This window comes from Martinezella calliandrae, from assembly GCF_030272695.1.
Classification (GTDB): domain Bacteria; phylum Pseudomonadota; class Alphaproteobacteria; order Rhizobiales; family Rhizobiaceae; genus Rhizobium; species Rhizobium calliandrae.
The window spans coordinates 56,319-70,966 of the sequence record NZ_JARFYN010000009.1 but is presented as its reverse complement, the minus strand read 5'-3'; the positions used below and the strand labels follow the sequence as shown (position 1 = coordinate 70,966).

The window sequence follows — 14,648 nt, the reverse complement described above, 5'->3', positions numbered from 1 at the left end:
AATCAGTCACAGGGCTCAACGAAAGGCTGATCGCAAACGGCACAACTCACTCCACCCAATTCTCGAACGCAGGCTGCGACAGCCTATGGCGGCGCATTTGCACACAGCGACTGCCGTAAAGTCAAGCGGTATACTTAAGAAGTTGTTTGATTGTTGAGTTAACCATGGGTAAATATTTCTGCGATCCTGCATAACCGGCTATATCTGTGAGGTTAACGAAGTATTGCAATTGCCCCGCTCTCGTAATTGATTGCCGTCAAATTACGAGACACCGGGAGTTAGACTTATGGAAGATTCGCGCATTTCGACGGTAGACCATGAAGCGGTTTCGAACGATTTTGCATCGGGCGACCGGAACGGGGGCCTTGCAGCCGATATCAGTGTGGATCAGCGGTTGCCGTTGTCGCAGAATGCTGACGTTGCCGCCTTCGAAGTGGCGCAAGCAGCCGAGCAGCAGGCGAACGGCAAGACTGCGCGCGTTGCTGCCAACGAGCCGCAAAACACCGACAACCGGCAGCCGATCCAAATCGTGCCGGACAATGGCAACGTCGTCCATCTACCGGCGAACACCTCGATCGACGACATCCACGTCGAGGGGCGCAACCTTGTTCTCATCCAGGCCGACGGCACACGCATCGTCATCATCAACGGTGCGCTGCACGTCCCGACCTTCCTGATCGGCGAAGTCACGTTGCCGCAGCAGGCCGTCGTCGCCGCCCTTCAGCAGCAGGGCATCAACGTCGCTGAAGGTCCCGACGGTTCGGTTCACGCCGGCAATAGCACGGATTCCGGCCACCAGTTCACGGACAGCCAGGCTGGGAATGCTCGCACGCCGCTTAATCTGCTTGGTCTCCTCGGTCCTGGCGACATAGGCGGCAACGGTATCGGCGGCAATCTGCCTGGCACCCAGACTCGCGTTCCCTTTATCGATCAGCAGGCGACCGAAACAGCTTCGTTGATCGAACGCGGCAGCAGCACTGGTGCCTTCCTCACGACAAGCAGCACCGGCCGCTTCGGCTTCGGCGGCCATAATGCCGCGATCACCACCGTCACGCTTGTTGGCGAGACAGAAATTACCGGTAGCGGCACTCAGCATCTGTCAGGGCTGACCTCCGGCGGCGTTCCTGTTGTCGTCACCCAGAACGGCCAGACCGTCACCGGCGTCGCTAATGGCGTCACGGTCTTCACGCTGGTATTCAACGCCTCGACCGGCGACTACACCTTCACCCAGCTCGCTGCTCTCGACCATCCGCGCGGGGCCAATTCGGCCAGCGATGTGCTTGAACTGCAATTTCGCTATACAGTCTCCGACACGAGCGGCCATACGGTTTCGTCCATCGCGAACGTCGACATCACAGACAGTGTGCCGGTTGCAGCGGTAGGCACGGCGGGTTCGGTCACAGAGGCGGCACTGGCTGCCGGCAACGCAAGCCTGACCCATGCCACCGGCGCCGCGACGGCCACCGGCTCGCTCAACATTTCCTGGGGCGCTGACAGCGCCAACACCGACAAGGGCGGCCTCGGTGATCGCTCGGTCGCCTTCACCAATGCCACAGTTTCTGCGACGGGTGAGGACAACGGCGCTCTGAGCTCGCATGGTCTTGCCGTTCATACGGTGCTGCTGGCCGATGGTACGCTGGTGGGTTATACCGGTGAAGCCGCTCCGACGGCAACTTCCGCATCCAACGTCGTCTTCTATGCGACGGTCTCGGACACCGACAACGGCCACTATAACTTCACGCTGGTCCAGTCGCTCGACGACGCCAAGGGTTCGGACGCCATCACTCTGACCTTCGGTTATACGGCAACCGATTCCGACGGCGATACCGGCACGAACACCTTCACCATCACCGTCGCCGACGACAAGCCTGTCGCAGCGACCGGCGATGCAGGCTCGGTCACCGAAGGCGCGCTGGCGAGCGGCAACGAGAACCCGCATGTCGAGACCGATGCCATCGCCACTGGCTCGCTCAACATCTCCTGGGGTGCTGATAACGCCAACACCGACAAGGGCGGCGCCGGCGACCGGTCTGTCGCCTTCACCAATGCCACAGTTTCTGCGACCGGTGAGGACAACGGCGCGCTGAGCTCGCATGGTCTTGCCGTTCATACGGTGCTGCTGGCCGATGGCACGCTGGTGGGTTATACCGGCGAGGCTGCTCCGACGGCAACCTCTGCGTCCAACGTGGTCTTCTATGCGACGGTCTCGGACACTGACAACGGCCACTATAACTTCACACTGGTCCAGTCGCTCGACGACGCCAAGGGTTCGGACGCCATCACGCTGACCTTCGGCTACACCGCAACCGATTCCGATGGTGACACCGCCACGAACACCTTCACCATCACCGTCGCCGACGACAAACCTGTCGCCTCCACCGGCGATACAGGCTCGGTCACCGAAGGCGCGTTGGCGAACGGCAACGAGAACCCGCATGTCGAAAGCGATGCAGCGGCCGCTGGTTCACTCAACATCTCCTGGGGTGCCGACAACGCCAACACCGATCACGGCGGCGCCAGCGATCGCTCGGTCGCCTTCACCGACGCTACGGTCACGACGCAGGGCCAGGATGGCGAGGCGCTGAGCTCGCATGGTCTTGCCGTTCACACGGTGCTGCTGGCGGATGGCACGCTGGTTGGTTACACCGGCGACGTCGCGCCGACGGCGGTCGCAGATGCCAAGGGCGCGGTCGGCTCGAACATCGTCTTCTATGCAACGGTCTCGGATACGGACAACGGCCACTATAACTTCACGCTGGTCCAGTCGCTCGACGACGCCAAGGGTTCGGATGCCATCACGCTGACCTTCGGTTATACGGCAACCGATTCCGACGGCGATTCCGCCACGAACACCTTCACCGTCACCGTCGCCGACGACAAGCCTGTCGCGAGCGACGTCACGGTCGGCACCGGCAACCTTTACGACACGACGCCGGCAGAGCAGATGCCGCTTCACCCACCCGTCGAGCTGAGCGAAGGGCCGAAGCCGTCGGAAGGTCCCGCCGACTCCGTCAGCAGCGGATCGGGCAGCCTGTTTACTGCCGGCGCCGACGGCTTCCAGCAGGTCACCTTCACGGATCCGACCGGCCTCAAGGGCATCTACATCGATGCCAATGGTGTCGCTCACCAGGAAGGTCTGTCCTATGGCACCGCGACGGATAATCTGGGCAATACCATCTACACCGCAATCGGCAAGGAGTCGGGCCAGGTTCTCTTCACCCTGACCGTCGGTGCCGACGGCAGCTATGCCTATGTGCAGTCCGGCGCGTTCGCCGATGCCAAGGGTTCCGACAACGAGAATTTCAAGATCGGCTTCGAAGTCACCGATGGTGATGGCGACAAGGCAACGGGCTCGCTGACGCTCAACGTCGCCGACAGCCTCCCGGTCGCTCACACGATTGACAACACCGCTTCGCCGCTGAATGATGATGCGCAGATTGGCGGAAACCTGGATGCCAACGACGCCAATACGCATAGCGTCTCGGGCGCTGCCGGCGCCTTGTTCAGCGCTGGCGCCGACGGTTTTGCAAGCGTCTCGATCGATCAGTCCAGCCTTCCGGCTCTGAAGACGATCTATGTCGATGCGAACGGTTTCGCGCAGCAGGAAGACGTTACCTGGGGCAAGCCGACGATTTCTGGCGGTGCGACGACCTGGGTTGCTTCCAGCGCCAATCACGAGACCGTCGCCACGCTGACCATCAATGCCGATGGCTCCTACACGTTCAGCACCAGTGCGCCACTCGTCCACCCGACCTCCGGCACGACGGAAGAAAGCTTGCCGCTGACCTTCACCTTCACGGTGACCGATGGCGACAACGATACATCGACTGGTTCGCTGACCATGCACGTTACGGACGATGTGCCGCTAGCAAACACCGTCACCGTGACCAGCGTGACGTTGAACGACGATGCCCTGAAGGGCGGAAATCCAGACACCGTCGGCGTCGCCGACACCGACACTGTCAGTGGCGCGAGCGGCACGCTCTTTACGGGCGGTGCGGATGGCGTTCATCAGGTGACGCTCGGCGCGACGACGGATTTCAGCGCGATCTATACAGGCAAGGATGGCTTTGCCCACGTCGAGTCGGTCGTCTGGGGTAGCCCGACGACGGCGGCGGGCGGCGAGACGATCTGGATCGCGACGGGCAAGGACAGTGGCCAGACGGTCGCGACGCTGACAATCGGCGCTGACGGTTCCTACAGCTTCACGCTCAGCGCGCCGGTCGCCCATGCAGCAAGCCCGACCGCGGAAAATACGCAGGATCTAACCTTCAACTTCACGGTCACCGACGGTGACAGCGATACGGCCAATGGCTCTCTGACAGTCACCGTCAAGGACGATGCCCCGATCGCCTATAAGGTTGATGCCACCTCGACGCCGCTCAACGACGACGCGCAGGCACATGGCAACCTGGACGGCGCCGCCGACGCGAAGACGATCAACGGCGACGCAGGGACCCTGTTCTCCGCCGGTGCCGATGGCGTCAAGGGTGTGTCGATGGACAGCCTGCCGACGCTGAAGGCGATCTACCTCGACAGCCATGGCATCGGCCACCAGGAATCCGTGACATGGGCGTCGTCTTCGGCGAACGGTGTGACGACTTGGACGGCAACCGGCGCCTCTAGTCATGCCACCGTTGCGGTTCTGACCATTGGTCCAGACGGTTCCTACAGCTTCAGCGCGGATGCGCCGCTCGTCCATTCGACGTCGTCGACGACCGAAGAAAACCTGACGCTGAATTTCGGCTTCACGGTCACGGATGGCGACGGCGATACGGCCAAGGGTTCACTGGCGATCGCCATCACCGACGACGTCCCGGTTGCCTCCGGCACGACCGTTGCGGTCAGGGCCGATGAGGGCGACATTCATAATCTCCTGTCGCATGGCAACAGCCCGCTCGATGGCACGAATGACGGATCGTCCTCTCAGCCCGCACTGTTAGGTTTCGGCTTTGCGGCCACGGTATCCGGCTCCGTTGCTTCCACCGTTTCCTTCGGTGCTGACGGCGCAGCGGTCGGCGGCGGCTTCAGCTTCACCGCCAATGCGGCGTCGACGCTTACCGCTCTGCATCTGACTTCGGGTGGCGAAGCGCTCTCCTATGCCGTCGTCAACAACGTGATAATCGGCTATGTCGATAGTGACCACCACAGCGGCTACAATCCGCTTCTCGACCGCCCGGTCCTGTCGTTGTCGCTGTCTGGCAACGGCAACTTCACCTTCCAGCAGTACGATCAGCTCGACAATGTCGCCGGTCCCGGCAACGATCTGCGCTCGGGCAATGGCTCGATCTCGGCCATCGACTTCGGTTCCGTCATCCAGGCGACTGACGGCGACGGCGACAGCGTGACGCTGACCGGCGCATTGAAGGTCACGATCGTCGACGACACGCCGAAGGTCGATCTGGCCCTCACGGGCTCGATCACGATCGACGAGAGCGGCAGCGGCGACAACGACGTCAGCGCCAGCAATGCGGTCAAGAGCCTGTTTGCCGGCATCACCGGCGGCAACGATCCCTATATGTCGACGGTCTACGCTCAGCACAACGTCGTCTCGCCGTCGGTCTCGATGGGCGCCGACGATGCGTCGGGCGCGACCAGCAGCCTGACGCTTCATATCGACAATGCCGACTCCGGCTTGAAGACGACTGTTGGTCAGGCGATCACGCTCTCGCAGCTCGCTGACGGCACGGTTGTCGGCAAGATCGCCGACGGCGAGATCGCCTTTGCGATCCGCCTCGACAACAGTGGCAAGGTCAGCATCGCCCAGTACATGTCGCTCGCCAACCCGAACACGTCGAAGTCGGACGGCGATACAGTCGATCTCACTGACAAGCTCTCGGTGGTGTTGAGCGCGACCGATAGCGACGGTGACACCGTCAACAAGTCCGTTTCCATCGGCAGCAGCATTCGTTTCGATGATGCCGGCCCGTCGATCGGCAACGCCGTCTCGATGAAGACGCTTGCGGAGCACAGCCTTGTGACGAATTCCGGCTCGCTGTCGCCTTCCGGCATCAGCACCGGCGCGGTTGCGCTCAATTTCGCCTTCGGCGCCGATGGCCCGGCTACCCATGCCGTCACCTTTGTTGCGCATTCGAACGGCAGCTATTTCACCGCAAGCTACGGCAACAATCAGAGCCTCGATGCGACCAAGCTCAGCTCCGGCGGTCATGCGCTGTCCTATTCGGTCAGCAGTGACGGCATGACGCTGATCGCCTACACCGGCAGCAACGCTGCCGATCAGTCGAGTTGGGTCTTCAAGGTCGACCTGTCTCAGGACAGTGCTCACGCAAGCGGCGCCTACAACTTCACGCTTTACAAGCCGCTCGACGACGTCAACGGCCAAAGCAACCTCTCGGATATCAAGCTGACCTTCCAGGTTGCGGGCCATGACGGCGACGGCGACACCACGACCGGTGCACAGAGCTTCTCGGTCGATGTCACCGACGACAGCCCGTCCATCTCGTTCTTCGTGGTCGACAAGAGCCAGGCGATCACCGTGGACGAACACGGCCTGACGTCTTCCTCCCCGGTCAGCGCCACGACCGGAACGCATTCGATCGTCACGGCGGTCGTCAATGCCGGCGCCGATGGCCTTGCCTCGCAGGTCTATTCTCTGCAGGTCGGCAGCAATGGGAATTCCGGCCTGTCGACCATCGACAATCATGCGATCACGCTGCAGCAGCAGTCCGCAGGGACGGTCAACGGCGTCTATACGGGCTCCGACGGCAAGACGCACATTGCCTTTACGATCTCCATCGACTCCGGTAGCGGCGTGCTCAGCGTCACGGAAAACGTGGCATTGAAGGACATCGTCAACAACAACCCAGTCGACCACCTGAACCTTGCTACCGGCTCCCTGAGCGCAGTGGTGACAGTAACGGACGGCGACGGCGATACGGCAAGCAAGTCTGCCGACCTGTCCGGCGTCATCACCTTCAAGGACGACGTCCCGACCATCGCAAGCGTGGCTACCGCCGGCATCGGCGAAAACGACCTGGCGACGACGCATCCGACTGCCACGGGCTCGCTGGCGATCAGCTTCGGCGCCGACGGCGCCAAGAGCGTCGCCTTCAGCAACGCATCCGCCGCAAGCAACGTGACAGGCCCGAGCGGTCTGTCGTCGAACGGCAAGCCGTTGGCCTATGCCTTCATCGGCAGCCTGCTGGTAGCCTATACGGGATCGATGCCGACAGAGGCGGATGCGGCCAACGTGGTCTTCACTGTGGCGCTCGCGCTCGCAGGCTCCGGCTCCTATACGTTCACGCTCCTCCAGCCGCTCGATCACTCCGACGCCATTGCTTCCAATGGCAGCCATGCGATCGATCTGACCTTCGGCTACACGGCCACGGACGGCGACAATGATACGGCAAGCGGCAGCTTCACGGTCGAAGTGAACGCAGCCGGCACGGTAACCGCTCAGACGATCGACTACTCCGCCATCTCGACCGGCGTTACCGTCAACCTCTCCGACGTCAGCCAGACCGTCGGCTCGCAGACGATTGCCGCCAACACGGCAACCGATGCCGGCGCGGTCCATGTTGTCGGTAGGGACAATGTGGCTGGTATGACGCATGTCATCGGCACCAGCGGCGACGACACGCTGATTGGCGGCGCTGGCGACACGCTGATGGGCGGCGCAGGTAACGATACCTTCGTGGCCGCTGGCGGAACGGTCACCGTCACCGATCTTCACGACAAGGACATCGTCAAGGTGCTGAACGGTGCGACCGCTGCCATCACCGCCACCGGCGACTGGACCGCAACGAGCGACACAGTCAACAGCGGGACGGCAACGATCAATGCCAACGGCCATGACATCGACCTGTCGGCTGCCGGCGGCAATGGCTGGACACTGACCAATGCCGGCAATGCAACCGGCGTAACCTTGGTGGGCTCGAACCACGGCGACACGATCATCGGCGGCTCCGGCGACGATATCATCAGGACCGGCACCGGCTCTGACACCATCGATGCCGGCGCCGGCAACGACAAGATCTATCTTTCCGCCGACATTGCTGATGCCGCGGCCTATGGACCGCGCAGTTTCGACCTCGGTGCTGGCATTAAGATCGATGTCTCGCTTGACCACATGTCCGGCACCGGCGACAGCGTCAACGGCGGTGCCGGCGACGATACGCTCTATCTGCAGGGTTACGGCACGAACGGCTACGTCCTTGACTACCGCTCTACCTCTGGCCTGCAGCTCCAGGGCGTCGAACACATCGTCGGCACCGACAGCAACGACCTGATTGCGGTTTCCAAGACCTACATGAGCGATGCAGTCGGCGGAGGTGTTACCATCGACGGCGGTGCGGGTGACGACGTCATCTTCGGTGGCGCTGGTAACGACACACTGATCGGCGGCGCTGGCAACGACACCATTGTCGCCGGCACGGGCAACGACACCATCCTCGGCGGTACGGGCAGCGACAAGATCTACTACACCGTAGGCTCCGGCACCGACCGCATCGATGGCGGTGCGACCCTGGTTGGCGGTAAGGAAACCGACACGGACGAACTGCATATCGTCGGCGATGGCTCCGGCCACACCTACACGATCGGCGAGATCGCCTTGAGCGATACCGGCAACATCGTGTCGGCGGATGACCATGCCGATCTGACCATCGGCATCAGCGGCGGTGGCAGTATCCGTGCCGACGGTATCGAGGACCTCTACCTCGATCTTGGCGGCAGCGCTGGCAACACGGTCGTCTTCGGCAATGTCAGCGATACGGCGCTGGCGCCCGACACGATCGTCGTCAACAGCGGCAGCGGCAACGATACGTTCGACATGACCGGCCTCACCGGCAATGTCCACATCGTCATCAACGATAGCGACCCCGTTGCAACCGCAGGCAGCGACACCGACACGCTGAAGCTTGCCGGCAAATGGGCCGACTGGACGGTTGCTCACACCGGTCTCGATGACGGCACCGGCAGCTACACGCTGACGAATGGCACGGAGACGATCACCGTCTCCAATGTCGAGCAGTTCACCTTCATGGGCGAAAACGGTGGCGCCGGCGGCACGCTGTCGCTCAGCCAGCTGATGAACGTCGCGCCTGTGGCAAACAACTTCACCGCCTTGAGCCCGGTGACCGAAGACAGCTCCAGCGAAAGCGTCGAAGGCTTCATTCTCAACGGCAACCATGCAACGGATGCGAACACCAACAAGTTCGATACGCTGACGGTCGTCGGTATCAATGCGGGAACGACGCCGTCTGCGGTTGCCAATGTGGCAAGCTCCGGCCCGACGGTCATTGACGGCACCTATGGCAAGCTGACCATCTACGCCAACGGCGATTACAGCTATACGCTCGACGACACGAAGGATGCGACCAACTCCCTCAGCCAGGGCGAAAAGGTCAAGGAGGTCTTCGACTATACCGTTCAGGACGCTCACGGTGTCCAAAGTTCGGCGACGATCACGATCAACGTCATCGGCACGAACGATGCGCCGATCGCTGTTGCCGAGGTGGCTTCGGTGACTGAGGACACAGCGGTCACGGCGACCGGCAGCCTTCTTGCGGGGGCCAGCGACGTCGACCACCTGGATGTTCTCTCAGTCGCCAAGGTCGGTGACGTCACCGACGGCCATGCGGGCGTTGCCGGCACCTACGGCACGCTGACGTGGGACAGCACCACCGGTGCATACACCTATGTCCTGAACAATGCCGATCCTGCCGTGCAGCATCTCATCCCGAACGAGACGCTGACCGACAAGTTCACCTTCACGATCACCGATAACCACGGCGGCACCAGCACGCAGACGCTGACGGTGACGATCAACGGTTCCGACGATTTCCCGGTGATTATCGGCGCACAAGATGCAGCCGGCCATGCCGTTGCCTCGAACCTTCTGGTCGACGGTGATTTTGCCCATGCCACGGCGTCCGCCTGGACGAATGGCGGTGGCTTCATCTGGGCGACGGAAGGTACGGGCTGGACGATTTCCGGCACCGAGCCGGGCCAGACCGGCGTGCGCCTTGAAGAAATTGCCAGCAACTATAACGGCGTTACGTCGTCCAACGGCGCGCCGATGATCGATCTCGGCGCTTCTCCGGGCAATATCGCGATTTCGCAGACCGTTCACGGTCTGACCGATGGTGCCAGCTACGTTCTAAGCTTCGAGTATGGCACACCGGCCAACGGCACCGCGGCCGTACAGGTCTGGTGGAATGGAGAGCTGGTCGATACGCTGACGCCGATGCCAGGCGCCGGGCCTATGTCGACCATCACCCTGCCGCTGACGGCACACGGCAGCGACAACACGATCTCCTTCGTCGAAGTCGGCATTGCTAGCGACAACACCGGCACCTATCTCGCCAATGTCTCACTGACCGCCGCATCGGCAACGTCGCTGCCGGTCATCGCCGACGCGATGAGCGAGAACGATACCCACAGTTTCACCTTCGGCTCCGCCCAGTTCAACTACGGCGCCGACGGCAAGGGCGACACGGGTGCACTCACCTTCGACACCGCGCATGCTGTGGTTTCCGGTCCTCAAGACATCACCCTCGGCATGCCGCAGCTGAGCTTCGACGGTTCGACCGTTACCGTCACTCCGGGAACCGCTTTCGACGCACTCGGCGCTGGCGAGATCGCCAAGCTCAGCATTCCCTTTGAAGTGACGGACCGCAACGGCAGCGTCACCTCCGGCGTTTACGAACTGACGATCACTGGCACCAATGATGCGCCGGTTATCCTGGCATCGAGCCAGACGACCGGTTCGGTCGTCGAGCAGGGCCTGGATGCGACCGGTCACGTGGTTGGGACACCGTCCGTTTCGGGCGGCATGGCAAGCAGCGATGTCGACCACGGCGACACCGCGACCTGGTCGATCGTCTCAGGCCAGACGACCGTGTCGTCGATGCCGGGCACCTACGGCACGCTCCAGATGGACGCGAGCACCGGCAAGTGGACCTACACGATCGACGAAACGGCGGCCAACTCGCTGCAGCTTGGCGATCAGAAGGTCGACAGCTTCACGGTCGAAGTCGCGGACGGCCATGGCGGCATTGCTACGCAGCAGGTCAACATCACCGTCATCGGCTCGAACGATGCTCCGACAATCACGGTTACCAATGGCGATAGTGCCAGTGGTGCCGTGACCGAGGCCGGCGTTGGCGTTGCCAACGATAGCGCTCACAATACCGTTTCCGGCCATCTGACCGGGGCGGATGTCGACAACACGTCGTTGATGTGGTCGGTGGTTGCGGGCAGTGGCCAGACGGCCAACCAAGATGGATCGGTTGCGGGCTCTTACGGCAAGCTGAGCGTCGGTACGGACGGCACCTGGACCTATCTCCTCAATCAGTCGAAGGCCGATCCGCTGACAGCTTCAGATCATCCGAAGGAAAGCTTCACGGTCCAAGTGAGCGACGGTCAGGGCGGCATCACGACGCAGAAGGTCGTGGTGACGGTCAACGGTACGAACGACGCACCGACGATTTCGATCGGTAGCGGCGACAGCGCCAGCGGTGCCGTGACCGAGGCCGGCGTTGGCATTGCTAACGACAGCGCTCACAATACGGTTTCGGGTCACCTGACCGGAGCTGATGTCGACAGTGCTTTGCTGACATGGTCGGTGGTTGCGGGTAGCGGCCAGACTGCCAATGGAAGTCAGTCGGTCACCGGCACTTACGGCACGCTGAGCGTCAATGCGAACGGCACCTGGACCTATCTCCTCGATCAGTCGAAGGCCGATCCGCTGACAGCTTCAGATCATCCGAAGGAAAGCTTCACGGTCCAAGTGAGCGATGGCCAAGGCGGCACCACGACGCAGCCGGTCGTGGTGACGGTCAACGGCACTAACGATGCGGCCTCGATCTCGGGCGCGGCGACCGGTTCGGTCACCGAGGATGGCCAGTTGACGGCGAGTGGGGTGCTGACGGTTGCAGACGTGGACAATGGCCAGAACCATTTCCAGGCGCCGTCATCGCTGACTGCGACCTATGGTACGTTCACGTTTAACACCGCGACGGGTGCGTGGGGTTACACGCTCAATAACTCCGCGTCGAATGTGCAGGCATTGAATGGGGGGCAGACGGTTACGGACAAGTTGACTGTAGCGTCTGCAGACGGAACGGCTTCACAGGATATCGTGGTGACCATCCACGGCACCAACGAACAAGTGTCGGCACCGAGCATCAGCAGTGTCACCGATAATGTCGGGTCGATCCAAGGTAGCCTGGCTGATGGTGCCGTCACGGATGACACCAATCTTGGTATCCGCGTAAGCCTGGGCGGAACCGGTGCGATCAGCGGTGATAGGGTGCAACTATATGACGGCACGACCGCGCTCGGCTCGGCGGTCACGCTAACGGCCACCAACATCAGCAATGGATATGTCGATATTACCACACCGACGCTGACGAACGGATCGACTTATAACTTCCGGGTTTCGCTCACGGATGCGGGTACCACCAGCCCGCTGTCTGCGAACGGCGCCTATGATATCAAGATCGATACGACGGCGCCGACAGTCGCCATAACGCAAACCCATGGGGGCGGGCTCGGCACCTTCACATTCACCTTCAGCGAGGCGGTGTCCGGATTTACGGCTGCGGACATCACAACCTTTAACATTTTTAGTCTCTACAACTTCCAGCATCTTGGCCTAAACGGCTCCGGCCAGGACGTGTATACGGTCGGTTTCACCTATAACACCAACAATAACGGCTGGAAGTATGTAACGGTCGAAGGCGATAAATACACGGATCTGGCCGGCAATACGGGGACAGACGGCACTTCGAACGCTTTCAGGCCCGCCGGCTCTTCCGGCGAGGCCATCAACCTCGCGCTCGCAGATCCGGCGCATCACGTCAGCGCGGTCACGTTGAGCATTGCTGGAGTGCCGGCAGGTTGGACACTGAGCGAAGGCACGCATAATGCCGATGGCACTTGGTCTGTGGTGACGAACGATCCGTCGTCGCTAACGGTCAGGTCGCCCGATGGCGCCACCGGTGCGCTTGTCCTGCAGGTCACCGAGACCTGGACCAATGCGGACGGCTCGACTGGCATGGCCACGGTGGCCGACAACGTCGAAGCCTATGCCAAGGGTTCGCCGATTTTCGCCTGGTCGGGGGACGATACGCTCACCGCATCGAGCGGCAACGACACGCTGGTCTTTGCAAACACCATCGGCACTGACGTCGTACACAGCTTCGATACGGCGCATGACAAGATCGATCTAATCGGCTTTGCGGGCTTCAATAGCTTCGCGGATGTCCTGGCCCATCTGTCGAGCGACGTCTCGGGCAATGCCGTCATCACGCTCGGCGATGGCGAGACCATCACCTTGGCTGGCGTCAGCGCCGCGGCTCTTACGGCCGACGACTTTGTCTTCAACGAGGCGGTGGTGACGCACAATAGCGGGGACATGGTGGTCGCCGACGGCGCACTCATCCCGTTCAGTGGCACGCTCGACAACACCGGCAACATCCATCTCGCCTCGACCGGTAGCGAGACGGCCTTCGAAATCGTGCAGCACGGCCTCACGCTGACGGGTGGCGGCACGGTGACATTGTCCGATGATGCTTCCAACATGATTTTCGGCAGCGGCGACGATGTCACGCTGACCAATGTTGATAACACCATCTCCGGCGCCGGCCAGCTCGGCGACGGTCACCTGACGCTAGTCAACGAGGGCACAATCATTGCCAACGGCAGCCACGCGCTCGTCATCGACACCGGTGTCAACGCGGTGAGCAATACCGGCACGCTCGAGGCGACCGGGACCGGCGGCCTCGACATACACAGCGGCGTCATCAATGACGGCGTATTGTGGGCGAATGGCGGCAACATTAATCTCGAAGGCAACGTCAGCGGCAGCGGCACGGTGCTGATGTCGGGTCATGCCAGCCTCGAAATCGGCGGTTCATTCAACGAGGCGATTACCCTGAGCAGGGACGCCCAGGCCACCATCACCATCGACCACGCGGCGGCCTTCACAGGCACGATCGCCGGCCTCGACGGCAATGACGCACTGCGGTTTGGTGACATCTCGGCTGCGACTGCCAGCTTCTCCTATGCCGAAAACGCGGCGAAGAGCGGCGGAGTGCTGACTGTTACCGACGGAGCCCACACCGCCACGATCGGTCTTACAGGCGACTACTCGGCCAGCGACTTCTCGCTGAGCCGCGACGGCGCCTATGCCGAGATCGACTTCGGCCACCTCTATGGTACCGACGGTAACGACACGTTGACGAGCGGCGGCGGCTTCACCATGACCGGCGGCGCTGGCGCAGATACCTTCGTGCTCGATGCTCAGGCCCTGCACAACCTCAACATGGGCGACGTCATCACCGACTTCAACCCAAAGGGAGAGGGCGACCGATTGGATGTCTCGAACCTGCTGAACGCGCTGGTCGGCGAACATCCAGGCATGACCGCGGCGAGTGCTGTCGCGTCGATGACGGCTGCGGTCGATACCGCAACCAATTCGACAAAGATCAGTATCAACACGGGTTCGGAAACCCATGTCGTCGCCACGTTGCAGAACTACACCCCGACTGGCCACGATGCCGTCCATGTGCTGTTCAACAATCACGACGAGCAGCTTACGACCCATACCCAAACCGCTGGCGCTTGACGCCTTCCGTCGACACCAAGATCTCGAAGCGGCGCGTCTCGGACGCGCCGTTTTT

Annotated in this window: 1 protein-coding gene; it reads left to right on the top strand. The window is 61.8% G+C overall.

Features of this window, described 5'->3' with window-relative positions; genetic code table 11:
• Window positions 1-286: 286 nt before the first annotated feature.
• Window positions 287-14,593 (top strand): beta strand repeat-containing protein, encoded by a 14,307-nt coding sequence (locus PY650_RS09060; protein WP_285878816.1) that lies wholly within the window; start codon window positions 287-289, stop codon window positions 14,591-14,593.
• Window positions 14,594-14,648: the final 55 nt, after the last annotated feature.